Source organism: Saccharothrix sp. NBAS 001, assembly GCF_056640475.1.
This window is the reverse complement of sequence record NZ_CM153251.1, coordinates 4,838,109-4,862,587: the sequence shown is the minus strand read 5'-3', so window position 1 is coordinate 4,862,587 and position 24,479 is coordinate 4,838,109. Positions and strand designations below refer to the sequence as shown.

General features: G+C 71.1%; 28 protein-coding genes and 1 pseudogene. 14 read left to right on the top strand and 15 right to left on the bottom strand.

Going from position 1 to position 24,479, the window contains the following annotated elements; translation table 11 throughout:
• Nucleotides 1-46: 46 nt before the first annotated feature.
• Nucleotides 47-538 (top strand): hypothetical protein, encoded by a 492-nt coding sequence (locus AC0HI0_RS19940; RefSeq protein ID WP_480933877.1) that lies wholly within the window; start codon nt 47-49, stop codon nt 536-538.
• 110 nt (nt 539-648) lie between these two features.
• Here the strand turns inward: AC0HI0_RS19940 and AC0HI0_RS19935 are convergent, their stop codons facing one another.
• Nucleotides 649-1,065, bottom strand: a complete 417-nt coding sequence (locus tag AC0HI0_RS19935) for a hypothetical protein (protein ID WP_480933876.1) — start codon at nt 1,063-1,065, stop codon at nt 649-651.
• A 658-nt stretch (nt 1,066-1,723) separates the two neighbouring features.
• Between AC0HI0_RS19935 and AC0HI0_RS19930 the strand changes: the two genes are divergently transcribed.
• The 3 genes from AC0HI0_RS19930 (at nt 1,724) to AC0HI0_RS19920 (ending at nt 4,531) form a co-directional block, all read left to right on the top strand.
• Entirely contained in the window at nt 1,724-2,299 is a 576-nt protein-coding gene (locus AC0HI0_RS19930; protein WP_480933875.1) for a snapalysin family zinc-dependent metalloprotease, read from the top strand.
• A 334-nt stretch (nt 2,300-2,633) separates the two neighbouring features.
• Nucleotides 2,634-4,049 carry a hypothetical protein gene (locus tag AC0HI0_RS19925; protein WP_480933874.1) on the top strand — a complete coding sequence of 472 codons (1,416 nt, stop codon included), beginning with the start codon at nt 2,634-2,636 and terminating at the stop codon, nt 4,047-4,049.
• A 317-nt stretch (nt 4,050-4,366) separates the two neighbouring features.
• Nucleotides 4,367-4,531, top strand: coding sequence for a hypothetical protein (locus AC0HI0_RS19920; protein WP_480933873.1), 165 nt, complete (start codon nt 4,367-4,369; stop codon nt 4,529-4,531).
• Nucleotides 4,532-4,598: 67 nt separating this feature from the next.
• Here the strand turns inward: AC0HI0_RS19920 and AC0HI0_RS19915 are convergent, their stop codons facing one another.
• A complete protein-coding gene (locus AC0HI0_RS19915; protein WP_480934343.1) occupies nt 4,599-4,793 on the bottom strand; it encodes a DoxX family protein in 195 nt (64 codons plus the stop codon).
• Between the two features lie 38 nt (nt 4,794-4,831).
• Here AC0HI0_RS19915 and AC0HI0_RS19910 point away from each other — a divergent pair, with 38 nt between their 5' ends.
• Complete coding sequence (locus AC0HI0_RS19910; RefSeq protein ID WP_480933872.1) at nt 4,832-5,005, top strand: hypothetical protein; 174 nt, start codon at nt 4,832-4,834, stop codon at nt 5,003-5,005.
• Nucleotides 5,006-5,022: 17 nt separating this feature from the next.
• On the opposite strand, the gene AC0HI0_RS19905 is transcribed toward AC0HI0_RS19910, so the two are convergent.
• The 4 genes from AC0HI0_RS19905 to AC0HI0_RS19890 all read right to left on the bottom strand — a co-directional run bounded on the left by AC0HI0_RS19905 (nt 5,023) and on the right by AC0HI0_RS19890 (nt 7,166).
• Nucleotides 5,023-5,697, bottom strand: coding sequence for a hypothetical protein (locus AC0HI0_RS19905; RefSeq protein WP_480933871.1), 675 nt, complete (start codon nt 5,695-5,697; stop codon nt 5,023-5,025).
• Nucleotides 5,698-5,775: 78 nt separating this feature from the next.
• A complete protein-coding gene (locus tag AC0HI0_RS19900) occupies nt 5,776-6,033 on the bottom strand; it encodes a hypothetical protein (RefSeq protein ID WP_480933870.1) in 258 nt (85 codons plus the stop codon).
• 49 nt (nt 6,034-6,082) lie between these two features.
• Nucleotides 6,083-6,658: an ATP/GTP-binding protein gene (locus AC0HI0_RS19895; RefSeq protein ID WP_480933869.1), complete on the bottom strand. Its 576-nt coding sequence runs from the start codon at nt 6,656-6,658 to the stop codon at nt 6,083-6,085.
• Nucleotides 6,659-6,773: 115 nt separating this feature from the next.
• Entirely contained in the window at nt 6,774-7,166 is a 393-nt protein-coding gene (locus AC0HI0_RS19890) for a hypothetical protein (protein ID WP_480933868.1), read from the bottom strand.
• Nucleotides 7,167-7,762: 596 nt separating this feature from the next.
• On the opposite strand from AC0HI0_RS19890, the gene AC0HI0_RS19885 reads away from it, so the two are divergent.
• Nucleotides 7,763-9,436, top strand: a complete 1,674-nt coding sequence (locus AC0HI0_RS19885) for a S8 family peptidase (protein ID WP_480933867.1) — start codon at nt 7,763-7,765, stop codon at nt 9,434-9,436.
• 184 nt (nt 9,437-9,620) lie between these two features.
• Nucleotides 9,621-10,040, top strand: coding sequence for an HNH endonuclease (locus AC0HI0_RS19880; RefSeq protein WP_480933866.1), 420 nt, complete (start codon nt 9,621-9,623; stop codon nt 10,038-10,040).
• Between the two features lie 30 nt (nt 10,041-10,070).
• Here AC0HI0_RS19880 and AC0HI0_RS19875 read toward each other — a convergent pair whose 3' ends face one another.
• From AC0HI0_RS19875 to AC0HI0_RS19865, 3 genes are all read right to left on the bottom strand, one after another.
• On the bottom strand, nt 10,071-10,571 hold the full coding sequence (locus AC0HI0_RS19875) for a TspO/MBR family protein (RefSeq protein WP_480933865.1): 501 nt from the start codon (nt 10,569-10,571) through the stop codon (nt 10,071-10,073).
• A gap of 68 nt (nt 10,572-10,639) precedes the next feature.
• Nucleotides 10,640-12,082, bottom strand: coding sequence for a flavin monoamine oxidase family protein (locus AC0HI0_RS19870; RefSeq protein ID WP_480933864.1), 1,443 nt, complete (start codon nt 12,080-12,082; stop codon nt 10,640-10,642).
• Between the two features lie 156 nt (nt 12,083-12,238).
• A complete protein-coding gene (locus AC0HI0_RS19865) occupies nt 12,239-13,240 on the bottom strand; it encodes a hypothetical protein (protein ID WP_480933863.1) in 1,002 nt (333 codons plus the stop codon).
• Nucleotides 13,241-13,319: 79 nt separating this feature from the next.
• Between AC0HI0_RS19865 and AC0HI0_RS19860 the strand changes: the two genes are divergently transcribed.
• Nucleotides 13,320-13,715 carry an MmcQ/YjbR family DNA-binding protein gene (locus AC0HI0_RS19860; protein WP_480933862.1) on the top strand — a complete coding sequence of 132 codons (396 nt, stop codon included), beginning with the start codon at nt 13,320-13,322 and terminating at the stop codon, nt 13,713-13,715.
• 43 nt (nt 13,716-13,758) lie between these two features.
• Here the strand turns inward: AC0HI0_RS19860 and AC0HI0_RS19855 are convergent, their stop codons facing one another.
• Together AC0HI0_RS19855 and AC0HI0_RS19850 are read right to left on the bottom strand one after the other, a co-directional pair.
• Complete coding sequence (locus AC0HI0_RS19855; RefSeq protein ID WP_480933861.1) at nt 13,759-14,745, bottom strand: hypothetical protein; 987 nt, start codon at nt 14,743-14,745, stop codon at nt 13,759-13,761.
• Nucleotides 14,742-15,308 (bottom strand): PadR family transcriptional regulator, encoded by a 567-nt coding sequence (locus tag AC0HI0_RS19850; RefSeq protein ID WP_480933860.1) that lies wholly within the window; start codon nt 15,306-15,308, stop codon nt 14,742-14,744. The genes AC0HI0_RS19855 and AC0HI0_RS19850 overlap by 4 nt, the downstream gene beginning before the upstream one ends.
• Before the next feature lie 71 nt (nt 15,309-15,379).
• On the opposite strand from AC0HI0_RS19850, the gene AC0HI0_RS19845 reads away from it, so the two are divergent.
• Together AC0HI0_RS19845 and AC0HI0_RS19840 are read left to right on the top strand one after the other, a co-directional pair.
• Nucleotides 15,380-16,618 (top strand): hypothetical protein, encoded by a 1,239-nt coding sequence (locus tag AC0HI0_RS19845; protein WP_480933859.1) that lies wholly within the window; start codon nt 15,380-15,382, stop codon nt 16,616-16,618.
• Nucleotides 16,619-16,995: 377 nt separating this feature from the next.
• Nucleotides 16,996-18,177 carry a transposase family protein gene (locus tag AC0HI0_RS19840; protein WP_480934342.1) on the top strand — a complete coding sequence of 394 codons (1,182 nt, stop codon included), beginning with the start codon at nt 16,996-16,998 and terminating at the stop codon, nt 18,175-18,177.
• Here AC0HI0_RS19840 and AC0HI0_RS19835 read toward each other — a convergent pair.
• The 3 genes and pseudogenes from AC0HI0_RS19835 to AC0HI0_RS19825 form a co-directional block, all read right to left on the bottom strand.
• Nucleotides 18,092-19,056 (bottom strand): annotated as a pseudogene (locus AC0HI0_RS19835) (ISL3 family transposase); the annotation flags it as partial. The gene AC0HI0_RS19840 and the pseudogene AC0HI0_RS19835 overlap by 86 nt on opposite strands.
• 165 nt (nt 19,057-19,221) lie before the next feature.
• Nucleotides 19,222-19,347, bottom strand: a complete 126-nt coding sequence (locus AC0HI0_RS19830; RefSeq protein WP_480934341.1) for an aromatic-ring hydroxylase C-terminal domain-containing protein — start codon at nt 19,345-19,347, stop codon at nt 19,222-19,224.
• On the bottom strand, nt 19,344-20,756 hold the full coding sequence (locus tag AC0HI0_RS19825; RefSeq protein ID WP_480933858.1) for an FAD-dependent oxidoreductase: 1,413 nt from the start codon (nt 20,754-20,756) through the stop codon (nt 19,344-19,346). The genes AC0HI0_RS19830 and AC0HI0_RS19825 overlap by 4 nt, the downstream gene beginning before the upstream one ends.
• 81 nt (nt 20,757-20,837) lie before the next feature.
• Here AC0HI0_RS19825 and AC0HI0_RS19820 point away from each other — a divergent pair, with 81 nt between their 5' ends.
• The 4 genes from AC0HI0_RS19820 (at nt 20,838) to AC0HI0_RS19805 (ending at nt 23,864) form a co-directional block, all read left to right on the top strand.
• Nucleotides 20,838-21,470 (top strand): TetR/AcrR family transcriptional regulator, encoded by a 633-nt coding sequence (locus AC0HI0_RS19820; protein WP_480933857.1) that lies wholly within the window; start codon nt 20,838-20,840, stop codon nt 21,468-21,470.
• 75 nt (nt 21,471-21,545) lie between these two features.
• A complete protein-coding gene (locus tag AC0HI0_RS19815; protein ID WP_480933856.1) occupies nt 21,546-21,839 on the top strand; it encodes a hypothetical protein in 294 nt (97 codons plus the stop codon).
• An 88-nt stretch (nt 21,840-21,927) separates the two neighbouring features.
• Nucleotides 21,928-22,713 (top strand): hypothetical protein, encoded by a 786-nt coding sequence (locus AC0HI0_RS19810; RefSeq protein ID WP_480933855.1) that lies wholly within the window; start codon nt 21,928-21,930, stop codon nt 22,711-22,713.
• Nucleotides 22,710-23,864 (top strand): helix-turn-helix domain-containing protein, encoded by a 1,155-nt coding sequence (locus tag AC0HI0_RS19805; RefSeq protein WP_480933854.1) that lies wholly within the window; start codon nt 22,710-22,712, stop codon nt 23,862-23,864. Before AC0HI0_RS19810 ends, AC0HI0_RS19805 begins: the two co-directional genes overlap by 4 nt.
• Here the strand turns inward: AC0HI0_RS19805 and AC0HI0_RS19800 are convergent.
• On the bottom strand, nt 23,854-24,450 hold the full coding sequence (locus AC0HI0_RS19800; RefSeq protein ID WP_480933853.1) for a short chain dehydrogenase: 597 nt from the start codon (nt 24,448-24,450) through the stop codon (nt 23,854-23,856). The two genes, AC0HI0_RS19805 and AC0HI0_RS19800, sit on opposite strands and share 11 nt — an antisense overlap.
• Nucleotides 24,451-24,479: the final 29 nt, after the last annotated feature.

The following is a 24,479-nucleotide window of genomic DNA, read 5'->3' as shown; positions in this document are numbered from 1 at the left end:
CCGATTCCACCCCGATCGGTAACGCGGCCGGGTTAGCTTGTCGATCATGAGTGAACAGAACCCGACTGGTGCCGGTCTCCGTTCGATCGCGAGCGGAACGCGGCGCGTGGCGGTCGCCGCGGCCCTGGTCGGCACCGCGCTGCTCGGCGTGACCGCCTGCTCCGGCGGCAGCACCACGGCTGCCGGTGGGACCACCACGACCACCACCCGCCAGGAGTCCACGACCACCGCGGACGCCCCCGCCACGACGAAGGCGGACAAGGGGACGGCCACCGGATCGGTGAAGCTGCCCGACGACCTGCCCGCCGGCGTGGTCCTGCCGGAGGGCGGCCTGATCGAGGTCTCCGGTGCCGCCGGCGCGCGCGTCCTGGTGTTCAAGGGCGACCAGGACGTCGCCGAGTCCTACCACTCGACGCTGACCGGCAAGGGCTACATGGTGGTCGGCACGCCCACGGCGTTCACCGCGACCAAGGGCACCTCGTCCATCGTCGTCGCGGCGGGCGGCGACACCGTCACGGTGACCGTGGCGGGCGTCTGATCACCCGTTCCCGACCGCTCGGACCGCAGTCGAACCCGGTTCCTCCGGGCAGGGCGATCGCCCCGCCCGGAGGAACCTCCGGCACGGGAGGCCGTCGGCGTGTCAGGACTTCAGTACCCGGTGCGGTCGCGCCACCACTCGTCGTCGATGACCAGATCATCCGTCTCGAACAAGCGGCGGTCGAACTCGGCGACGTCCACCGGTGGCGGGGTGGTGTTCATGACGGCGGTGATTTCCGACGGCAGTCGGACGTCGTGCGCCTCGACGTAGTGCGCTAGCCCCGCCGGCCAGACGAAGTGAACACCGTCGGTCGACTCCGTGCTGCCGTTCGCCTGTCCGCAGATACGACAACGCGACACGCCTGCGGCGGCAACGATCACCGTCCCGTTGCGAAGGTATTCCACCGTCCGGTCGCGTAGTGCCGGGTCGGGGGATTGGTCGACGAACGACCGGACGTCCGGCCAGCCAGGTTCCTCCGGGCCGAGCCAGTACCCGATCAACCTCAAGGTTCGCGTGGTCGCGTGCACCGCGCCATCGTCTCAAATGCCGACCGTGTGCCGTCTCGTCGACGTGGGCGACACCACCACCTCGCGCACGGTCGAATCCACCACGCATGGGCGCACGAGGTTTGCCCGAATTACCTGATGTGCCTTGAAAGTTCCTTCTCCGCACGGGCCGTTCGGGCTACTGAAATCGGCGGGTGAGCAGTGGTAACCACGCCAAACGTGGTGCGGGCGCGGCGATTCCGGAAGACCGGAAGAAAGTAGGTTCCGCGTGGTGGGTCGGAGCGAGAAGGATTCCGGACACCACCAGAACGCGGGCCCGGCGGTCGCCGGCCGCCGCGCCGGCCAGTTGCCCGAGGAGGTGGCGCCGGTCCACGACGCGAGCACGTCCCTGCCTGCTCGTTGCCCGCAGGCGGCCGGAGGCCGCTGATCGGGAGACCTTGATGCGCAAGGTAATGCCGGCCGCGCCACCTGCGCGTGGCCGTGCAGTCGACCGGATCGACCGCCGGATCACCAAGCAGGCCGACGACCTGACGCCGACGCACCCGTCCGCGCCGGGTCGGCAACGTGCCCGTGGCACGCCCACCCGGAGACGACGGCCGGGGAGTGCGCCACTACGACCCTGTGTCCGGGCATCGCGCAGCACGCGGCCCGGATCAAGCAGCAGAACGAAAGGTGACCCATGACCACGACCCTTCGCCGCACAGCCCGTTCCCTGGCGGCGGGCATCACGCTGTTGCTGTCGCTCGCCCTGGTGCAGGGGTTCGCCGGCGGTACCGCTGTGGCGGCGCCCGCCGCCGTGCGCATCGTCTACTACGACGCGAGCCAGGCCCAGGAGTTCAAGGCCGCGGTCGACGAGGGCGCGGCGGCCTGGAACAAGGCCGTCCGCAACGTCCAGCTCAAGCCGGCCACCGGTGGCAACGCGGCGGTCCGGGTGTACGCGGACAACGGCTGGCCGCGCACCTACCAGTCGGGCTTCGGCCGGGGCACGGTGTACATGGGCCGCGAGGCCGTGAACGACGGCTTCTACCCGCCGCGGATCGCCACGCACGAGCTGGGGCACATCCTCGGCCTGCCGGACAACCGCAACGGCCGGTGCGACTACCTGATGTCCGGCCACAGCTCGCCGGTGTCCTGCAAGTCGACCACGCCGCACTCGACCGAGGCGGCCCAGGTCGAGCGCAACGCGGGCGGTGGCGTGGCGGCCCTCGTGCGCGACTCGCGTGAAGCGGCCTTCGCCGACTGCTTCGTGTTCTAGAAGAGCCTCACCCCCACAGCAGGTGGCCCGCCCCTCCCGGCCGGCCACCTGCTGCTCTCCCGGCGGCGCGGCCGTGCCGCACGGTGGCCGGCTCGCTGGTGACTGGTCGGTAGGGCTTGCCGCCGGCCGACATCTGGGGTCAACTTGTCGCCGGTAACACCACTCGGGAGGTCACGGTGGCCCTGCTGCGTCGCCCGCTGCTCGACGTCGGGCCCGACCGGAGGCTCCACCTGCGCTGACCCAGAGCGGTGTGCCGGCAGTCGTCGGTTGCGAGCAATGACCTTCATCCGGGTGCGAACGGGGCGCACCCGGACTCGGCCTTACGGAGAACCCCGTGTCAAAGCGTGTGATCGGACTGATCGCGGTCGTCGTCCTGGCGGTCGTCGGCCTGGTCGTCGTCTCACCGTGGGACTCGCCCACGGAGTCCGCCGGCAGCGGCGTCCCGGCGTGCACGAGCACCTCGACGGGTGCCTGCCCGGTCGCGACGCCGTCGTCGTCCTCGGCGGTCGTGACCTCCGCGTCCTCGGCGACACCACCGGCCACCACCACACCACCCGTGACGACGACCGCACCCCCTCGCGAGGAGCTGACGCTCCCGCTGGTCCCGTGGGAGGGCGGCCCCAAGTACTACGGGCAGTTCGCCAAGGCCGGGGCGTGGACCGACCCGAACTTCTTCCCCGTCGCGGTCTGGGGCGCCACCGTCGGCACCCAGCAGGACGTGGACCTCGACAAAGCGGTCGGCATCAACACCTACCTGGAACTCTACGACACCCCCCGACTCGACCTCATCCGCAACGCGGGCATGTTCGCGCTGCACGACCAGACCACCAACCCCCACCTCGGATCCGAGACCGTGGGCTGGCTGTTGGCCGACGAGCCCGAGCAGTTCGGCCAGGGCGACGCGTTGAACCTGCTGCGGTCCACCGCCTCCGGGCTGCCGAACGACGGGCGGATGCGGTACACGAACTTCACCGCGAACATGATCTGGCCGAACTACGCGCCCGAAGGCGGCACGGCCGGGCAGTGGCTCGACGTGAACAGCGCGGCGTCCCTCGACACCTACTGGTACGGCCGGTTCATGGGCTGTGACCGACCGTCCTACCCGGACCTCCCGGCCCTGAACCAGAGCCTGCTGACCGAAGCCGAGTGCTACCGCCCCTTCAACTACGGCTACGGCGTGTCGAAGCAGCGCGAGATCGCGGCGTCCTCGGGCAAGATGGAGAGCGTGTTCGGGTTCGTCGAGAACGGCCGGCCCTACGCGGAGAACGCGGCGATCAAACCCGATCAGCTCCGCGGTGCCGTGATGAGCATGCTCATCCACGGCGCGCGGGGGATCAACTACTTCAACCACACCTACGGCGACTGGTGCCCGAGCAGCAACAACTTCCGGTACACCGCCCAGCAGGGCGGCAACTGCTACGCCGACATGACGAAGGCCGCGACCAAGGTCAACGGCCAGATCAAGGCGCTGGCCCCGGTGCTCAACACCCAGAGCTACCAGTGGGAGTTCAACCCGTCGCTGGACACCATGCTCAAGGTCCACAACGGCAACGCCTACGTCTTCGCGATGGGCAAGGGCATCCCGGGCGGGACCGCGACCGGGTCGTTCGCCCTGAACCTCCCCCCGGAGGTCGGCGGCACCTCGGTGGAGGTCGTGGACGAGGGGCGCACGATCCCGGTCACGGGCGGCAAGTTCACCGACGAGTTCGCCTCCGACACCACCTATCACATCTACAAGATCCGGTTGTGACGGCGTGAGCGCCGGCATCGCCGGTGCTCACCGGGTACTCGCACGACGTCGTCGACCTGTTCGCCTGGTCCATTCGGGTTGCGCACCGGCGCGGTGGCGCGAAGGCCGCCTATCCTGGTGCCAGACGTGGAGGGGAGTACTCCCTAAAGCGGCGGCGTCGTCAGCACGGTGCGGTAACACGCGCCCGGTGCCGTCGGACGGGCTTTCGGGCCTGTTGGAGGAGACCTCCGGTTGCAGTTCAGCCTGCCTGAATGCAGCCGGAGGGCCCTCATGCTCGATCAGAGGTTCGTCCGGCTGGGAACTCACCGGAGGAACCCGTGCAGTACGCGCTGGAGATCGCGGACAAGATCACGAACATCGTCGCCGCGCTGCTCGCCATACCCGCTGCGGTCGTCACGCTCGCCAGTCGGCGGCGGCACGACCCGAAGCCGCCCGGGACGGCACCGACCTCCGGTGACAAGGGCCCCGAGTCGGCGGAGTAACCACCACGGACGGCGGCGCGGGCGGAAGCACGTCCGCGCCCCTCGGTCCCGCGTCGGGTGCCGAGGGTCAGGCGGCCAGTCGCAGCACGAGTGCCGCGATGCCGTCCGCCGGGATGAACAGGCCCACGACCAGGCCGAGGGCGCCGGCCGACTTGGCGACCGCCGGCCGGTTCCACCACGAACTCGGGACGACGCCGTACCGGGTGAGCGGTTCCACGACGAATTGCCGCTTGGTGAACAGGGAGTACCCGGAGAAGCCGATCCAGCGCGCGCTGCGGACCGCACCCGGATCAGGTCGAGGTGGACGGCCGGACCTGGTCGCCGCTCGTCCACGGCGAGCACTGCCCGCTCACCGGCACCGAGGACGGGGCGGAGATCGAGGGGCGCACCGACCGCCCCGACGCGATCGACCCGGGATTCCTGTTGCGGTACGCCGAATCCGCAGGCCGCCATCGGCCGAACCCGCCCGGGTGACCGTCGACCCGGAGACCTCAGGCGGGCGTCCCGCCGATCGGGTAGCCGATCAGGCCGACGTCGTCGGCGATCGCGGCGAGGGTGGTGGCGGGGTTGAGCGCGGCCACGACGTCGGCGGTCAGCGGGAGGCCGGTGTAGACGTGGCGTACCGCGCCGAGGTCGACCGGCCGTTCGTAGTAGTCCTGCGCCCAGTCCTGGAAAGCCTCGGCGGTGCCGTCGGTCAGCAGGCCGAACAGCCAGTCCGCACCGTCCTGGTCGCCGCCGGGGAAGGCGATGTCGCCGTGCCGCCAGCCGTCGTCGCCCGGTTCGCGCCACAGGCAGACCGTCACGCACGGTGTGCCGTGCTCGTCGCCGAACGCGGGTTCCTCGACCTGCGCCCGGAACACCTCGGGCACGGAGTCGAGCACGCCGGGCCACGGGTCGCCGTCGTCGGTCGCGTAGGGACTCATCGGCGACTCGTGGTCGAAGCCCCGCACGTACGCGCCGGAGGCGGTGAACACGATGGAGTACTCGTTGCCCGCGCCGTCCCGTTTGAAGGCCGTTTCCTCGCCGGGTGCCCAGGCGGGATCGAAGAGGTGGTAACGGTCGTCGCCGTCCGGGTCCAACACGACGTCCAGCACGGCCAAGGCCCGGCACAGGTCACGCAACTCGGGGATCGCCGGGAGGTTCTCCGCGACGTCGTAGGCGGTCATCCGCACATTCAAGTGCGGTGCGCGGTGGTCCGTCCCCCGGGGGTGGGAGCCGGCCGCGCCGCCGAGCGCCCGACCGGGCTACTCGACCTCCGTCAGCCCGACCGCGAACGGCAGGCCCCTCAGGTACCCGGCCATGCGCGAGTCCGGCTCGGCGGCGGCCATGCGGTCGAGCAGCCCGACGAACTCGTCGCGCTCGCGACCGGTGTACTGGAGGAGTTCGTGTCCCATGTGCTCCAGGCAGCGGACCGCGGTGTCGGGATCGACTTCGTCGGGCCCGCACTCCTCCAGCACCATCATCGCCACCACGACCGCCCTGATCAGAGGTTCTGGATCCACGCGGGAACTCCCATGTCACCGTGGGTCGGGCTCGCGGGTTGCGCGGGGTCTACCGGACCGTCGACGGTGCCGGGCCGGCCGCCTGGTCGCCCCGGATCCGGTCCAGCGCCGCGATGACGGTCCGCACCCGTCCGTCGAGCGGCCCGTCCAGCTCCAGCACCGGCAGGTCGCCCCAGGCGTCCAGCGGGTCGGTGTGGACCAGTTCCACCAGCGCGTCGTTCATCTCCGCGCGGAGCCCCGGCAGCTCGGCGGCCGGCAGGACCCGCTCCGTCTCGGGCGTGGTCACCGTGACGACCAGCAGGTCGAGGTTCGCGAAGGCCCGCCGCAGTGCTGCGGCGTCGGCTTCGTCCTCGGGGTCCGCCCCGATCGCGGCCAGGTAGGCGAGGTAGTCGAGCGGCGTCCGGTCGAAGACGATCCGCGGCGGCGGCGAGGCCAGGCCCCGCACCGAGCACGCCAGCAGGGCCCGGTAGTCGTCGGACGAAGGCGGGAACCCGAATTCGTGACCTTGTTCTTCCAGCAGGTAGTACGGCTCGTCCGCCGTCACGTGGCCGGGCAGGCGCTCGCACAAAGCCTCGGCCAACGTCGTCTTCCCGGTCCCGTGCGTTCCGGAGATCCCGACTCTCAACTACCGCTCCTGCTCGGGTGGGGGGCTGTTGCCGCGATCGTACGGCCCGCGCCACCGCGAATCACATCGGAAAACGGCGTGGGCCGGGTGGCAGCCCGGCCCACGTCAGTTCAGCTCAGACGAGCGTCACGCACGCGTATCCGGATTCGGCCCAGAACGAGGGCGTGACCTTGAACCACGCCGTGCCGCACACGGACGGGGCCGTGCCGCCCCAGTTCTCGTTGAGGGTGATGGTGAAACCGGTGGCCACCGGCGCATCCCCGTTGCTGTGGTTGAAGGTCGGGCCGGTGAGCTGGAAGTGCCCCCAGGTCAGGTTGCAGTTGTTGGCCACGGTGGCCGAGTTCACGAACCAGCTGACCGGGCCCGTGCGGGTGTAGTCGACGGACACGCGCACGCAGCGGTTCGCTCCGCTGCCGCCGGCGCTCGCGGCCGGCGCACCGGCCACCGACACCCCCGCCACGGCCAGCACCGCGCACGCCCCGGCCGCAATCTTCCGCAATACAGTCACGGCTACACGCCTTTCGATGCGGGGCGGCCGAATGCGCGAAACGCCCCGCACCCAACCGGATTCCCCAGCCCGCGAGACGTCGAATTCGACGCCCGGACGAGCGTATCGCCGCCGGCCCGGGTCGTCTCTCCGCTCACCGGGCGCACCCGATCTACTCAACGCGGTAAGGGGACTTACGCCTCTCGGGCGCGGCCTCCGGCGACTGCGAGCGTTTTTCCGCCGAGTGCTGTTGCCGATTCGGGCATCCGCGCGCGGTGGCCACCAGACCAATTTCGGAAGAGGTCCGGAAATGGGCGCCGGGGCGAGGTGCGCCGCCGGGCGCGCCGGTCGGCGACCGGGCCTGTCGCAGCACCGGACGGACCAGCCAGGTCGTCCGATCGGCCGGGCCGCGTTGTCCAGGGGTTGTTGTTCAGGTCCTGGTAGTCGGGCTTGAACAACCTCCGGGCGCTAGAACATCCCTTGGACCACCGCTGTCGCCGGGAGATCGCCGGCCGATCGACGGGGGAGGACGTTCATCGACGCCGCTGTGAGCTGAACGACGCTCGGTCCGGATTCCGACCGGTGCCGACCCGTGCACGACGACCAAGGGGGATTTCATGCGTAGGAACAGACTGGCAACCGCGATGCTGGTGGTACCGCTGCTCTTATCGGGAGCAGGAGCGGCCGAGGCGGTGACGCCGTTGAGCGGTTACACCGTGCTCATCGAAACCGGGGCGAGCCGGGCCGCCGCCATTGCCGCGATCCAATCCGCAGGCGGTGTCGTCCTCAAGGAGAACGCCGCTGCGGGCACGTTGACCGCAAAAGCGCCGAAGGTCGGGTTCATCCAGCAGGTGTCGGCTTCCGACGCCGTGTTCGGCGCGGCCCGCGACTTCACCGTCGAGGAGACCGCGCAGCCCGGGGCCGTCGAGCAGACCCCGGCGGCGACCACCGCGCCACCCGCGCAGCAGGTCGTCACGACCGGGGAACCGCTGGAGGACAAGCAGTGGGGCTTCCTGATGGTGCGCGCCGACCTGGCCCGGGACAAGCAGCTCGGTGACCCGAGGGTGCACGTGGGCGTGCTGGACAGCGGCATCGACGGCAGCCACCCGGACCTGGCCGGGCGGCTGAACCGGACGCTCTCCCGCAACTTCACCCGGGACGTGCCCAGCGTCGACGGACCGTGCGAGGTCGCGAACTGCGTCGACCCGCCGGACGTCGACGACGACGGCCACGGCACCCACGTGGCGGGCATCATCGCCGCCGCGCACAACGGGTTCGGCACGGCGGGCGTCGCGCCGAACATCACGCTGGTGAGCCTGCGCGCCACCCAGGACAGCGGCTACGCCTTCCTGCAACCGGTCCTCGACGCGTTGACCTACGGCGCGGACATCGGGCTCGACGTGATCAACATGTCGTTCTTCGTGGACCCCTGGCGGTACAACTGCGCCGCGAGCCCGAACGACACCGCGGAGCACCAGATCGAGCAGCGCACGATCGTCGCGGCTTTCCAGCGCGCACTGGACTACGCGCACGGCAAGGGCGTCACGCTGATCAGCTCCTTGGGCAACAACCACGACGACCTCGGCAAGCCGCGCACCGACACCACCAGCCCCGCGTTCCCGCCGGGCGGCGAGTACCCGAGGCCGATCGACAACGCGACGTGCACCAAGGTGCCCACCGAGAGCGGGCACGTGCTCGGCGTCTCCGCGCTCGGGCCCTCGCAGGCGAAGTCCAACCGCTCCGACTACGGGGTGGAGCAGATCGACCTGTCCGCGCCGGGCGGGTTCCTGAAGGACTACTGGGGCACGCCCTGGTACGAGACGCGGGAGAACCGGGTGCTGTCCACCTACTCGCGCAGCTCGTCCCTGGCCCAGGGCTTCATCGACGCCAACGGCGACATCACCCCGCTGGGCGATCAGAACCACATGGTGAAGCACTGCCTGGCCACCAAGTGCGCGTACTACCGCTACCTGGACGGCACGTCGATGGCCGCGCCGCACGCGAGCGCGACCGCCGCGCTGACCGTCAGCCAGTACGGCAAGCCGGACCCGGCCCGACCCGGCACCCTCACCATGTCGCCGGCGTCGGTGGAGCGGGTGCTCAAGACCACGGCGGACAAGGTCGCCTGCCCCGTACCCCGCACGGTGTCCTACGAGCACCTCGGACTCCCGGCGGAGTACAACGCGACCTGCGAGGGCGACCTGAACTTCAACGGGTTCTACGGGCACGGCGTGGTCAACGCCTTCGCCGCCGTGACCCGGGGTTCGGCCGTGCTCGCCGAGAACGGCTGAGATCCCGCTCGGATCCCGATCACCGAAGTCCGCATCACCGAATGCCGCATCACCGAAAGCCGCGCAGGAGTCGCCCGTCGACTCCTGCGCGGCATTCTCGTGCGGCTCGCCGCCGCACCGGGCGATGCGGGTGTTGCCGGTGCGTCGCGCGTTGGTGGCGCAGAGTGTTCAGTACGCTGGTCAGATGGCGGTCAACCGCAGTCGGAGCGCACGTGCCGCCCGCAAGCGCAAGCGTCGGATGGACAGCGTCGAGCACGACCTGACCGACGCCCAGTGGAGGGCGCTCAAGGAAGCCTGGGGCGGGTGCGCGTACTGCGGTGCGACCGATCAGGCGTTGCAGCGCGACTGCGTGCTGCCCATTTCCCGTGGTGGCCGCTACACGGTCGACAACGTCGTCCCCGCCTGCCGGTCCTGCAACGCCGGCAAGTGCAACGCCGAGGTCACCGGCTGGCTGCGGCGCAAACGGCTGGACGAGCGGGCTTTCCTGTCCCGCCACGTCGAGATCCGGACCGCGCTGCTGCCCGCCCCGGAGTCCGACGTGGACGCCGAAGAGGAGCCTGGGGTCGGCGTCGAGGAGGACGGCGTGGAATCGCGGTCCGCCTGAGTCAGAGGTTGGCAGTCAGGGGGTTGGTAGTCAGGGGTTGGCGCGCCACAGCGCGAACGTCAGCGCGGTGGCGAACGCGACCCACGCCCAGTACGGCACGAGCAGCAGCGCCGCCGCGCCCGAGATCCGCCGGAACAGGCCGATGTTGACCGAGATCAGCACCAGCAGGGCGACGATGTCCGCGCACGCCGCCGCGAAGCTCCCGGCTCCGAAGAACAGCGGCGTCCACAGCGCGTTCAACACCAGCTGCGCCGTGTAGACCCACAGCGGCAGGGTGAACCCGATGTGCCGCCACACCAGCCAACCGCTGACCGCGATCATCAGGTACAGCACCGACCACACCGGGCCGAACAGCCACGCCGGCGGTGCCCACGAAGGTTTGACCAGGGCGTCGTACCGGGTTTGCGCGCCGGTCACGGCCAGCGAGCCGACCAGCGCGACCACGACCACGGCCGCGAGGAACCCGGCAGCCGCCCACCACCGCCTGCCCTGGCGCCTGACCGGCGCGGCGACCGTTCGACCGTGACCCACACCGCCTCCCTCCGCGCGTCCCCGCAGGGTAGCCGGCCACAGGCCCGGTGAAACGGTCGCCGCGCCGATCAGTCCTTCCAGGGCATCTCGTTCCGGACGCCCTCGTGGATCGCGAAGGCGTTCTTGACCGCCGCCTTGAGCGCGCCCTCCGCCCACCGCCGGTGCCGGCGGTCGCACGCGTCGTTGGCGAACCACACCCGGCCCACCGGCCGGATCACGTCGTCGTAGAAGGTCTCGCTCATCTCGAACGCCCGGAACAGCGGGCCGATGCCGCACGCGAACCAGTCCAGCGCCCAGTCCTTGTAGACGCCGAACTCGAAGGTGTCCCGAGCCTCCGGGTGGATCTTGACCAGGTCTTCCAGCGCCTGCGCGACGCTCTCCTCGCCGGCCAGCGGCGTGTACGGCATGGAGTCCTGCTCCCAGCAGTACGACGCGATCATCACGCCGCGCTTGTAGCGGGTGTCCTGCCCGGCGGGCGGGTAGACGATGTTGCGGATGGCCAGGTCGGTGACGGTCAGGCCGTGCGTGATCCCGTACGAGGTCTCCCACCACCGCTCGGAGAACTGCATGAACAGCTTGTGGGCGCGCCCGTAGTAGGTGTTGCGGATCGCGTACCACTTGTCCGGGTCGAGGCCGCTGATCTCCATGTGCCGCAGGCTCGCGAACGGCACCGTGACGACGCACTCGTCCGCCGTCACCACCTGGGAGCGGCGGCCCGCCCGGAAGTGCACCCGCACGCCGGTGTCGTCCTGGTCGATCGCGTGCACCTGCGCGCCCAGCCGGATGTCGTCCATCAGGTGCGGCTCGAACGCGCGCGGCAGCGAATCCGCGCCCTGCTCGATGTAGACGAGGTGCCCGAAGACGTCTTCGTAGTAATGCGAGAACCACTCGACCAGGGAGAAGTGGTAACGGCCTTCGAGGTTGAACAGCGGGCCGAGCATGGACAGCGCGCCATCGCCGAGTCCGCGTTCTTTCAGGTAGCCGAGCAGCGTGTACTTGTCGTAGTCGTCGAGCAGCCGGTGCCACGCTTTGTCCGGTTCTTCGTTCTCCATGATGTCCACCAGCGGCTGCACGGTGTGCCGGAGCAGTTCGTGCGGCGGTTTGTCCGCCTCGGCCGGGGTCAGGTCGAACGAGAACGAGTCGGCGCGGAAGTCCTTGCGCCGCACGCCTTTGCCCTGGAGGTAGATGAAGGTGTCCTCGTCGTACATCGGGAACGGCCTGGTGGCCAGCCCGAACCGGTCCTTGATCAGGTGCTGGACCAGCGGGTGCTGTTCCGGGAACCGCATCGCGCCGAACTCGCCGTACATGTCGCCGGCGAACCCGCGGTGGGTCAGGATCCGCCCGCCCAGCCGGTTCTGGCCCTCCAGCACGACCACTTCGTGACCGGCTTCCTTGAGCAGCAGGGCGGTGGTCAGGCCGGCCATCCCGGCGCCGACCACGACGACTTTCCGGCGTGGCCCGGAATTGTCCGGCAAACCATCACGCAACACGTCCAGCGCGGCGAATTCCATGGGCCACGATTGCGCCACCGGGATCCGCCGGGCAAGCCCGACTGCCCGAATGGCTCGCCGCGTCCCTCAATCCGGCTACGACGGGCCGGCGCGGCACTTCGTTCCGTGACCGAGGTTTCCTTTCGAGGGACACCCGTCGCCGAATTGTGCGGAGATCTATTTGGGCAGCCGCGCCCACACGTCGGCGGCGACCGTCTTCGCGGCGGCGCACGCCTCGTCGATCTCGGTGCCCTGGGACATGCTGACCGTCACGAACGCGAGTTCGCTCACCCCGTTGTCGGCCGGGATGTGGGTGGTCTCGGCCGAGCAGAGGGCCAGCGACGCCGCGCTGGTCTTGCTGATGACGGTGGCCCGGCCGGCGACGTCCTCGGTGGTCCGGGTGCGGCCGTCCGGCTTGGTCGGCTCGCCCATGCCGAACGTCACGCGCACCCTGGGCGGGGTGGTCGAGCCGTCGGGGCTCCACCGGCACTGGTGGCCCGCCGGGTAGGCGTGCACCTTCGCCGCGCCGAGCCGGGGCACCCGGGCCAGCGTCTCCTTGCCCACCACCGAGCACGGGTCGAGCTTGCCGATCGACTTCGGCTTGAAGGTGCGGTGCTTGACGTCCTTGTCCAGCACGCGGTCGGCGGCGGCGGTGGCCAGGGCGTCCGCCGGGTTGCACAGCTCGGTCGACGTCGCCTTGCCGTCGCCGTAGTTGCTCACCGCGACGTTGAGGGTGACCAGGTCGTCGAACACCAGCCGGCGCACGCACTGGGTCGAGTCGGCGGTCCGGTAGGCGATCCGCAGCCCGCCCCGGTAGGCGCGGTACTCCGCCTCGAACTCGCTCTGCGAGGCGAGCTGGTCGAGGCTGCCGATCTCCACGTCCAGCTTCGCGCCGCCGGCGGTGGTCAGCGTGGCCAGGCAGTAGTCCAGCGACACCGGGGCTTCGAGGACGGCGGTGCCGTAGGACTTGAGGTCCGCGACGTCGAGCAGGCTGCACGGGTCGAACGTGGGCAGGTCGCCGAGCAGGCTCACGGCGGTGACCCGCGTCTGCGGTTTCGCGGTGGTGGGCAGCGTGGGGTTCGGCACCGCCACGGGCGTCCCGACCAGCTGCACGCTGCACCCGCTCAACACCAGCACGAGCCCCACCACGAGGGGAGCCCACCTGCGCGCCCTGATCATGGCGGCAGCCTATGTGACGTGCACGTGGCCGCACATGCGTACATATACTCGCGGCTGCGGAACTTTCCGGGGGATTCCAGTGGCAGTGGGCAGTGAAGTGTTCTTCGGTCTGGTAGGCGCGCTCGCCGAGGTGCAGCGCGCCGAGGGCGGGTCGTACAGCTCGTTCGGCGTGCGCGGGAAGAGGTTCGGCTACTACTGGCCGCGCACGCAGACCGTGGGGTTGAAGCAGACGTTGTCCGAGCAGCAGGCGCTGGTCGCCGAGCGGCCGGACGTGTTCGAGGAGCAGTTCACCGCCGGCGGCTTCGGCTGGGTCGTGGTCCAGCTGGCCGGCGTGGACGCCGACGAACTGGCCGAGCTGGTGTTCGAGGCGTGGCGGCTGTCCGCGCCCGAGGACCTGATCGCCACCGCGGTCGATCCCGCGACCACTCGTCGTGCCCCGGCCCGCCCCGCGACCGGACGCGGGTCACGCCGCTGACCGGTCGCGGGACGTCGTCGGGTGCGCCGCCGGGCGCAGGTCGTCACGCGCCGGCGGCGCGGACGAGGTCCCGGTAGGTGGCGAAGGCGGGCTTGGGCTCGTAGGTGTCGGTGACCAGACCGAGCGAGCCGAGCAGTTCCGGTGAGCCGCTGTCCGCGTCACGCAGGCTGAACAGCTCGTACTGGGCGATGTTCAGCGCCTCCTGGAGGCCGAGGACCGCGCCGATCATGTCGGTCAGCGATTCGCGCTGCGCGGCCCCGTCACGCGGCGCGCCGCTGGGGGAGCCGTTCTCGGCGACGTGGATCGGCGTGCCGGGCCCGAGGTGGGCGCGGGGCAGCGAGTGCTCGCGCAGGTGGCGCAGCGCGTGCTCGGTGAGCGATTCGACGTCGCCGGGCGTGCCGCGCGGAGCCACGGGGGAGAAGGCGTCCGGGTAGAGGCCGAGGCCGACGTAGTCCACGTGCGCCGCGAAGTCCTCGGGCGGGACCGAGCCCAGGTGCGCCCAGAACGCGTCGTCACCGCCCAGCCACTCGGCCGGCTCGGCCACCGAGAACCCGATCCGGGTGTCGAGCCCACGTCGGTCCACGGCCGACTTGGCGTGTGGGATGCCGTGGACCAGCGCGTCGAGCACGCCGGGCGAGCTGCCGTCGATCAGCGGGATCGGGAAGTTCGGTTCGAGCGTGACCTGGAGGAAGCGCGTCAGGTGCCCGTACCGGTCGAGCACGGCGTCGAGGAAGCGCAGCCACCCGGGCAGGTCGGCCGTCGCGGGGAGGTGGCTGACCACGAGGTCCAGCTCCCGGCCGTCGTCGAGGTACCACTCGTCGGGCATGGTCAGGCGGTCGAGGCCGTGCTGGGCGCCGAGGCTCGCGGCGAGTTCCGGCCGGGCAGGTTCGCCGAAGAAGTGCACGTACTCGCGGACCACGAACGGCCGGCCGCCGGCGAGCCGGTCGACCAGGTCGCGGATCGCCGCCGGGTCGGCGGGACGCGAGCAGGTGGTCCCCGCGCGCCCGCCGGGGTAGATGCCGAACTTCACGCGTGCGTCCTTTCCGGACGGTGGTCGGGCCAGTCCAGGTCGCCGCTGCGGATCCGGTGTGCGGTGGCCCGGATCCAGGCGATCTCGGTGGTGACGATCGAGTGCCAGTAGGCGGCTTCGAGCATGTGCGCCTCCCGCACGCCCTCGGGTTGGCGCAGGGCGTCCAGTTCGGTGTCGAGCCGGGTGGCGCGGCGTTCCAGGAGGGTGGCGGCGTGGTCGGCGTCGAGGATCGCCGCGTAGGCGACGGCCAGGGTGAAGTCGACCGACGCGGCCGGTGTGCCGGTCAGGCCGGACTCGACCTTGGCGCGGAAGTCCGCGAGGCCGGCGGCGGTGAGTTCGTAGGCGGTGCGCGGCGGCCGGTTGCCGACCTGCTCGGGGCTTCGGGCGGTGAGGAATCCGTTGCGCTCCAGGGATTTCAGCAGGGTGGTGACGGTGCTGCGGGTGACCGGGAGGTGGTAGCGCTCGCGCAGGCGGGTGGTGAGGTCGTAGGCGTGTGCGGGCTGTTCGACGAGGAGGCCGAGCAGCGGCAGGACCAGGCTGTTCCGGGTGGCGTCCAAGGGCACGCGACGACGATATAGGCGTATACGACTAAGTGCAACCCGGGACTGTCGGACTGTCGATCTATGCTCCTGGGGTGCGACGCCACACCGTTGAAGGACTGTTCGTGCTCGGCCACTCCGCGCTGGCCGAGGGGTCTCTGGTGCTGCTGGGCGAGCGGCCGGCCGGGGACGCGTTCGAGATGGTGCTGGCGTGGTGCGGCCCCGAGGGCGTGCGGGTCGACCGGCTCGACTACGTGCCGATGGACGGCTGGCCGAAGCACCGCCCGACGCTGCTGGCGCACCCTGGGGGAGGGTGCGTGGTGCTGCCCGAGCCGGAGCGGGCGTTCCGGCACACCGGGCCGGGAGAGCGGCGCGAGCTGCCCGTGACCGGCGTGGAGGTGCTGGCCGAGCTGACCCCGACACCCCGCCTGTTCGGCGGCTCGGCGGTGAGCGACGCGGCGGAGTGGGACGTGGTGCTGTCGCACGGAGTGCTGATCCAGGAACTTCGCCACACCGCCCGCCTTTCCCTGAACCCCGCCGACGACGCCGTGACGTGGCACTCCGTGTGGACCCCCACCCCAACCGACTTCCCCGCAGACCGCTTCGGCTTCGGCCCTGACGGTGACGGTGACCCGGACGACGGCCCCCACGACAGCACTCACGACGGCCCCCACGGCGGACTGGCCGGCGACGTGGGCGGCGGCGTAGACGACAGCGTGGGAAGCGGTGCGGATGGCAGCGCGGGCAGCGGTGCGGGCGGCGATGCGGACAGCCGGGCGGGCAGCGGGGGCGGTCCGGGAAGTGGCCTGCGCGGCGGCTCGGCGGGCGGCGGCTTCGACTTGGCCGAGTACTTCGGTGATGGCTTTGGCGACGTTCTGGACGAGGATCCGGGTGAGGATGCCGATGCCGCCGTCTCGGTGACCGCGACGCTCCGGCGGGCCGGCCGGACGTACGTGATCTCGGAGGGTTCGGACCTGGGTTCGATCAACGGCTACGGCTCGGATTTCTTCACCTGCGCGGAGATCCGGGACGGCCGGGTCGGCACGCGGGTGTTCCAACAGGACGGTTGGAAGCACCGTCCAGGCAAGCACGGGATCAACGGCCGATTCACCACGGACGGCACCCACCTGCTGTTGACGCCCGTCTTCAAGTCGGGAGAGTGGAAGGGACGTCAGCGCCTGATCGCCGTGCCCGACGGGGACCTGATCGAGCCGGCACTGCCCAGGGGCCTCACCAAAGCCACCGTCCTCGATCGCAACGGCGGCGTGTGGTGGCTCCGGCACGGTGACGAGTTCATCGCGTTGGACGACGAAGATCGGTCGATCATCCCCTGATCCCGGCCGTTGCACCTCGTTCTCGGCCCAGCCCTGCCTTGGGAAGCGTCGTTCCGCACCTGACACCTCCCGAACGGCGATCAACGTCCAGCCCGCGCCGAGGCCAGAGCCGCCGTGAGCGGCACTGGCGAGATCGAGATAGCGATCCGGCGTCACGGGCAGCCCTCATGAGCCGTGCCGTCCGTTGCCAGCCCGAATCGACACGGACCGACCGGCGGAGCTTCCAGGTCGCCAGTACCCGGGAGGACGCGCCGACACCAAGACCGGGCCACGCACACGAGGTGTCAACCAGAAACAAGCGCCCGAACCAACTCCTGTGATCATGGTCGGGGTGTGATGACGATTGGTTGGACGTTCTGCTGTCGCACCTTGCCGGTGTGACGGTCGAGCGGGTCGAGCGGACCTCCATAGGTGTGCGGATCTGGGCGTGCGCGCGGGCGAGGACCGCCTGCCGCCCGTCCTGCGGTGGGCCGTCGAACCGGGTGCACAGTCGCCACGACCGGAAGCCGGACGACGTTGCGGTGACCGGTAGCCCGGTGGTGCTGCGATTACAGGTGCGTCGATTCTTCTGCGACGTTGGTGACTGTCCGGTGGGGACGTTCGCCGAGTGGGTCGACGGTCTGACAGTCGGACACGCCCGTCGCACATTGTTGTCCCAGAAGGCTTTGGAGCGCATCGGATTGGTATTGGCGGAGAGGGCGGGAGGACGCCTGGCCGCCGACCTCCAGCTGCCGGCGAGCCGCAGCACGCGGTTGCGGCTGGTGCACGCCCTGCCCGAACCGCCGGTCGGGGCGGTGGCGGTGCTCGGTGTCGACGACGTCGCGCTGTGGCTCGGTCACCGCTACGCGACCGTGCCGATCGACGTGCTGCCCGACCGCAGGGCGCACACCCTGACCGCCTGGCCGCGCGAGCATCCCGGCGTGATCATGGTCTGCCGGGACGGATCGGCCACCTACCCCGAGGCCATCTGCCCAGGTGCACCGGACGCGATCCAGATCGGCGATCGACGGCACATCTGGGACAACCCAGCCGCAGCGGCGGAGAAAGCCGTGGCCGCTCACAGCCGATGTTGGTACGCCGAACCCGCGCAGCGCACCAGGACCCTGCAGGGGCGGACCGTGCAGGGTCACGCCGAAGCCCATGACCTGCTCGCCCGAGGCGTCGGGCTGCTGGAATGCGCACGACGCCTCGAAGTGTCGCTCAACACGGTGAAACGCCACGCCCGCGCTGCCTCCTCCGAGCAGTTGCGGCGTCCTCCACCCTGCCGCCGCACTCGGGTCGCCCCCTACCGCGAGCACCTACGCCGACGTCTCAAGCAGAGAGCCGACGTCCCGCTCGCCCACCTGCTCGCCGAGATCCGCGCCCTGGGCTACCGCGCCAGCGCCAACCTCCGGGTCCGCTACCTCAAACAAGGCCGCGCCAGACCCGACCGCACACCGCTCTCGCCACGGCACCCGTCACCTGGCTGGCGCGCTCGCGGTAGGGGTCGACGAGGGTCGGGCGGTAGGTGGGGGCGATGCGCAGGGCGTGGGGTTCGGGCATGCGGGCGTGGCGTTTGACCGTGTTCAGGGCCACGCCGGGACGCCGTGGGCAATCGGGCAGGCCGACACCCCGACCGGGCAGATCGTGGACCCTGTTCCAACGCTCGCGGATGGTCTGCTCGTGAACTCCGCCGGGTCGGGGCGGGTTGACGGTGGCCCGACACCCGACGTGCGCGCGAACCTTCGAGCAACACCTTGTCGCGGATATTGCTCCATAGGCGCCACCGGTCGCTGACTTGCACCGCGTCGGGCACGGCGCGGCGGACGGCCTCGGCGTAGGTGGCCGAACCGTCCCGGCACACGACCTCGACACCGGGATGCTCGCGTAACCAGGTCTCCAGGGTGGCCGCGTCGCAGCCGGGCAGGACCTCGACGCGTCGACCGGTCTCGGCGTCGATGACGATCGTGGCGGTGGCGGTGGCGGTGGCGGTGGCGCAGGGCAAAGTCGTCCACGCCGATTACCGTCGGGACCGGTGGCTGTGGCAGCGGCAGGCTCCGTAGACGGCGCAACGCGGTGCTGCGGGACACCGGCACGGCCAACAGGCCGGCCAGGCGAGCGGATGCCCGGCCACATGGTTGCCGTGTCACTTGGGATGTCTGTCGAACAAGCCGCACCGTGCGGCGCTGCTGGCGCTCCACCAGGCCGGGGACCTGTTCTCGGAAGGTCTGCTGCGGGCAACTCCAAACCTGGCAGACCAACCGCCGAGAGCGTAGGCAGGCGACGACCTGGCGGCCGTCGACCGGGACGTCGGTCACCGTCCGGTGGTGGTACCCGCGCACCTTCGTCGTCGCGGTCCCGCACACCGAACACGACACGGCTACGTCCCGGGTGCGGGCCGCGACCACCACCACCATGCCGCCGTCCTCCGCCACGTCCTGGACGACCAGCGCCGACAGTCCGGAAACACCGTCCCCACAAGGAAATCGACATCCACCACAAGATCATTATCGGGAATGGTTACCCCATGTCACCACCGACTTCGGGCCAGAGCCGCGCGATTGACAGTCCCGGCTGGGCGGCTGGGCGGGTGGGAGGGAGGGAGGGAGGGAGGGAGGCGTGAGTCAGGTGTGATTGAGGGCGGTGTGCGGGTGGCACCAGGTGGTCAGGGCTTGCTCCAGGCTGGTGTGGGTGGGGGTGGTGGTTGCCCAGGCTACGAAGCCGTCTGGGCGGACGAGGAGGGCTGTCAGGGGGTGTCGGCTTTGGTGGTGACTACGTGGGCTCGGTTGGCTGTGGTGGTGCGGAGGTCTGGGGAGTCGGCGAAGTCGAACAGGACCGGGCCGCCCTGGTGGAAGTGGTCGGCTGTGGTGGTGCCGTCCGACAAGGGGAGCAGGGGCATCGGGCGGCCTACTGCCGGGTGGTCGCCTGGCAGGTCGTAGTGGTGGTCCAGGCCGCCGATCATCTTGACGAAGTGGGCGTTGCCGTCCTCGGTGTCGATCAGGTCCGACATGACTTCGCGGAGGGCGGTTGTGTGGGCGTCGGGACGCATGAGGGCTACTTGGGCGCGGGTGATCTGGAGGACTCGGGCGCCGATCGGGTGGCGTTCGGCCGTGTAGGTGTCCAGCAGGGAGTCGGGGGCGTGGGAGTGGGCCACGGCGGCGAGCTTCCAGCCCAGGTTCACGGCGTCGCCCAGGCCCAGGTTGAGGCCCTGGCCGCCGAACGGGGAGTGGATGTGGGCCGCGTCGCCGGCCAGGAGCACGCGACCGCTGCGGTACGTCGTCGCCTGGCGGGCGTTGTCGGTGAACCTGGTCGCGCTGTGGACGGCGGTGATGGAGACGTCCGCCCCGCTCACCCGGCGCAGGCTCGCCTCGATCTCCGCCGGGGTGACCGGGGTGTCGCGTTCGGCGGGTGGGCCGTCGAACTGGACGAGCAGCAGGCGGCCCGGTTGTGGGCCGTGGACGAGCATGCCCACCCCGGTGCGGTTCCAGCCGGTGGGCAGGCGCTCCGGGTGGTCGATCTCGGCCAGGGCCTGGTGGCCGGTGATGGTGGGGTCGGTGCCGGGGAAGTCGAAGCCGGTGAGCTTGCGCACCGTGCTCCGGCCGCCGTCGCAGCCCACCAGGTAACGCGCGCGCAGCACACCGCCGGCCGCCCGCACGGTCACGCCGGACTCGTCCTGCTCGAACGACGCGACCTCCACGCCGCGACGGACCTCCGCGCCCAGGCGCTCGGCGTGCCGGGCCAGGACGCGTTCCAGGTCGACCTGGGCGACCGGCGCGATCGTGCCGCCGTCGGTGGCCGCCGCGTCGGGGTCGGCCGGGTCCAGCCGGCTCGGGTCGAGCTTGAACAGGCCGCCGAAGTGGCCGCCGACCGTGCGCATCCCCTGGCGCATGGTGGCGAGGTCGGGCGGGGCCTCGCCGGGCGGCACGCGCAGCGAGGCCATCTGCGTCAGCATGGCGTCCTGTAACGCCAGCACCTCGGGCAGCAGGCCGCGGCGGCGCAGCGCCTCCAGGGACGCGGCGTTGATCGCGCCCGCCTTGATCGTCCGGTCGGGCTCGGCCAGCCGGTCCAGCACCACCACGCTCGCGCCGTGCAGCGCCAGCTCGCCGGCGAGCATCAGGCCGGTCGGGCCCGCGCCGACCACGGCCACGTCGAAATCCATCTCTTCCCCCGGGGTGTGAGTTTTGGGTTCTGGTGATGACCTTAGACTCGGTACAAGTTTGTGTCGAGTACACTTTCGGGGGTGACCGGACTTCGTGAGCTCAAGAAGCGGCAGACCCGGCGGCGCATCTCCGACATCGCCACGGCCTTGTTCGTGGCCCGGGGGTTCGACCAGGTGACCGTCGCCGAGGTCGCGGAGGCGGCCGGGGTCGCGAAGATGACCGTCTTCAACTACTTCTCGCGCAAGGAAGACCTCTTCCTGGACCGGTCGGCGGAGGTCGTCGACGACGTCGTCGCGGCGGTGCGGGACCGGGAGCCGGGCACGACGGTCGCCGGGGCGTTGCGCGCGCTGCACCGGCGGTGGCTGGTCGAGCGGAACCCGATGTCGGGCGTGGTCGAGAACAGCACGGTGTTCTGGCGGGTAGTCGAGGAGACGCCTGCGCTGCGGACGCGGCTGCTGGAGCAGCGGGAGGAGTTCGTCGCGGCCGTGGCGGGCCTGCTGCGCGACGGGGGCGCGCCGCCGTTCGAGGCCGAACTCGCCGCCGGGCTGGTGTCGGCGGCGCACAGCACGATCTTCACCACCGCGATGCGGCGGGTGCTGGCCGGCGAGTCCGTGGACGAGGTGGGGCGCGACCAGGTCGCCGTGGTCGATTCGGCGTTCGCCGCGGTGGACCGGGCGTTGGCCGGCTTCGAGTGGGGGTCCGCCGGTCGGTAGCGCCGCCCGAGCGGAGCAACGGGTGCGGGCCGTTGGGGTGTCGTGTGGCCGGGCGCGCGCTCGTAGCGTCGGGGGATGGGCTTATGCGCGCGGACGTTGTCGGTGGTCGCGGTGGTCGTGGCGATGGTGTCGGGTGGTGCGGTGGCGTCGGCGGCCCCGGACCCCGGCGGGTATCGCGAGAACCAGGAGACCGGGCGTTACCAGGGGTACGGCGACAGCAGTTTCGGGTTCGCCTGGATCTACGCGCGGGCGGACGTCCGTCGAAAGGCGGTGGACGGCGGGTTCGCCGACCCGGAGACGCAGTGCAAGGAGGTCTTCGCCTTCGGCACCGTGTTCTCCGCGACCGTCATCTGGGAGTGCGCGCGTTGACACGCCCAGCGGATGCCCTGTGGGAACACCCGCGACACGCCGGTTCAGTTTCACGCACGATCTGCTGGTTGCGGGGTAGTTTGGACGCATGACGGAACAGCAGGAAGTCCTCGCGGAGTTCGGCTCGGCGGGCGTGCTGGACGGCCTGCGCTGGGCCTACAACTCGGCGACGACGCGGGCGCTGGAGGACTTCTCCGAGGCCGACGGCCACGACGCGGCGTGGCTGGGCAACACCCGCTTCACCCTGTTCCGCAACCGGCTCGACCGCGTCTTCCACTGCGAGCGCTACGCCGCGCCGGACGCCGACTCGGGCCTGGACGAGCTGTACGCCCGGCTGTCCGGCAAGGACATCGACTCGATGCCCCGGGTCGCGCCGGGCGCGGTGCACCGCTCGAACCTGAACAACAGCCCCGGCTGGGCGGTCGGCCACCGCCGCTTCCTGCTCGCCGCGGGCGAGTTCGGCAAGCTGGGCGAGCTGGCGTGGGCCCGGCGCAGCAGCACCAAGCAGCGGGTGGCGCTGCAACGCGAGACGCACCCGGCGCAACCGTCGCTGTTCGGGGCGGAGGAGGAGGTCGGTGGCCTGTTCGCGCTCACCTCGCAGGTCCTCGACCTCGACACGTACGTGGTCGCGCACAGCCTCGACCCGGTCAGCCGCCGGTCCGAGCTGATCCTGGGCCGCGCCCGGCTCAACGCGGGCGGCGGCCCGGCGTGGGCGTGGCGGGTCGACGTGCTGGGCGCGCCGGCGGTCGGCCGCGAGGCCGCCGCGACGCCGCCTCCCGTCACCGACCCGGCGTCCGGGCCCGAGTCCGGCACCGCTGCGGACGCCCCGGTGCGCCTGCGCGGCCGGGACGGTCTCGCCAGCGGTGAGCGGTGAACTCTCGCACTCCCGCGCGGGCGGCGGACGTCGCCCCGCTGTTCGACGGATCCCGGCTCACGCTCGCCCGCAAGCTGGCCGGTCTGCGCAAGAGCGACCTCGCGGGCCGGGTGGACAAGAGCCCGACCGCCGTGGCGGCGTGGGAGTCGGGCGCGAAACGGCCCACCGCGGCGACGGTGGCGCAGCTGGCGTTGAGCCTGGCCGTCGATCCGGGGTTCTTCGCGGTGCGCGCCGACGACGTGGCCGCGCTGAGCGCCACCCCGCACTTCCGGTCGCTGCGCTCGACCAGCCAGCTCGCCCGTGACCAGGCGTTCGCCTACGGCCAGGTGGCCGTGGACGTGGCGAGCAGCCTGGAGCGGCACGTGGAGTTCCCGGAGCCGGACGTGCCGTGCCTGCCGGTCGCCGCCGACGACCCGGACGACGGCCCCGAGCGGGCCGCCCGGCTGGTCCGCGAGCGGTGGGGGATGGGGTCGGGGCCGGCCGGGCACCTGGTCCGGCTGCTGGAGCACCACGGCGTGCTGGTCGTGTTCAGCCCGCCGCGGGCGGCGTCGGTGGACGCGTACTCGTTCGACAGCCGGCTGCGGCCGGTGGTGGTGCTCAACCCGGTCAAGCGCGACTACTACCGGCAGCGGTTCGACGTGGCGCACGAGCTGGGCCACCTGGTGATGCACGGCGACGCCGAGCCCGGCGGCCGGGGCGTGGAGGACCAGGCGCACCGGTTCGCCGCGGAGCTGCTGATGCCGGCCGACCGGATCCGCGACCTGCTGCCCGCGTCGATGGGCGGCGCGGTGTGGCCGACGCTGGCGCGGCTGAAGGAGCAGTGGGGCGTGAGCATCCAGGCGCTGCTGTACCGGGCGCGCTGGCTGGGCCGGCTCGGCGACGTCTCCTACCGCAACGCCATGACGACCATCTCCGCGCGGGGTTGGCGGCGCAGCGAACCCGGCCTGGTCACGGTGATGGAACAGCCGTCGCTGCTGTCGCGCGCGGTGGAGCTGCTGGCGTCGGAAGGGGTGGACGCGGGGGCGTTGATCGAGCAGTGCCGGGTGCCGTCGGACCTGTTCCGCACGGTCACCGCGCGCACGCCGGACGCGGCGGACACCACCCGCGCGGGAGCCCGGGTGGTGTCCATCCTGGACGGTCCTAGGGGATGAAGACCTGCCCGGTGAGCCCGCCCTCGACGGACCGCACGTACGCCCGCGCCGCGTCGGCGACGTCGACCGGCGGCATCCCCGGGAAGAACGGTTCGTAGGCGTCGAGGCTCTCGGTGAACACGGTCGGGCTGACCGCGTTCACCCGCTGCGGCGCGATCTCGATCGCGGCGGCCCGCACGAACGACTCCAGCGCCCCGTTGACCAGCGACGCCGCGCTGCCGGTGACGATCGGCTCACGTGCCAGCACGCCCGTGATCAGGGTGAACGACCCCTTCTCGGCGATCTTCGACACGCCCTGGCGGACGAGTTCCACCTGGCTGAGCACCTTGCCCTCGAAGCCCGCGCGGTAGTCGTCGGCGGTGAGTTCGGCGAAGGGCTTGAACGGCACCGAGCCCGCCGCGCTGACCACCGCGTCGACCCGCCCGGCCCGCTGGTACAGCTCGGCGATCCGGTCCGGGTCGGTGATGTCGACGCGCAGGTCCCCGGAGGCGCGGTTGGCGGTGAGGACTTCGTGGCCGCGTCCGACGAGCGCCTGGTGGACGGCCGTGCCGAGCGTGCCCGATGCCCCGATGAGCAGAATCTTCATGCGGTCGACGTTAGGTGCGGTCGCGGGGG

Excerpts from the sequence above, each read along its gene's own strand:
- AC0HI0_RS19940 (WP_480933877.1), top strand. The coding sequence starts at position 47 with ATGAGTGAACAGAACCCGACTGGTGCCGGTCTCCGTTCGATCGCGAGC.
- AC0HI0_RS19930 (WP_480933875.1), top strand. The coding sequence starts at position 1,724 with ATGACCACGACCCTTCGCCGCACAGCCCGTTCCCTGGCGGCGGGCATC.
- AC0HI0_RS19905 (WP_480933871.1), bottom strand. The coding sequence starts at position 5,697 with ATGACCGCCTACGACGTCGCGGAGAACCTCCCGGCGATCCCCGAGTTG.
- AC0HI0_RS19885 (WP_480933867.1), top strand. The coding sequence starts at position 7,763 with ATGCGTAGGAACAGACTGGCAACCGCGATGCTGGTGGTACCGCTGCTC.
- AC0HI0_RS19880 (WP_480933866.1), top strand. The coding sequence starts at position 9,621 with ATGGCGGTCAACCGCAGTCGGAGCGCACGTGCCGCCCGCAAGCGCAAG.
- AC0HI0_RS19870 (WP_480933864.1), bottom strand. The coding sequence starts at position 12,082 with ATGGAATTCGCCGCGCTGGACGTGTTGCGTGATGGTTTGCCGGACAAT.
- AC0HI0_RS19865 (WP_480933863.1), bottom strand. The coding sequence starts at position 13,240 with ATGATCAGGGCGCGCAGGTGGGCTCCCCTCGTGGTGGGGCTCGTGCTG.
- AC0HI0_RS19825 (WP_480933858.1), bottom strand. The coding sequence starts at position 20,756 with ATGGATTTCGACGTGGCCGTGGTCGGCGCGGGCCCGACCGGCCTGATG.
- AC0HI0_RS19815 (WP_480933856.1), top strand. The coding sequence starts at position 21,546 with ATGGGCTTATGCGCGCGGACGTTGTCGGTGGTCGCGGTGGTCGTGGCG.
- AC0HI0_RS19810 (WP_480933855.1), top strand. The coding sequence starts at position 21,928 with ATGACGGAACAGCAGGAAGTCCTCGCGGAGTTCGGCTCGGCGGGCGTG.
- AC0HI0_RS19800 (WP_480933853.1), bottom strand. The coding sequence starts at position 24,450 with ATGAAGATTCTGCTCATCGGGGCATCGGGCACGCTCGGCACGGCCGTC.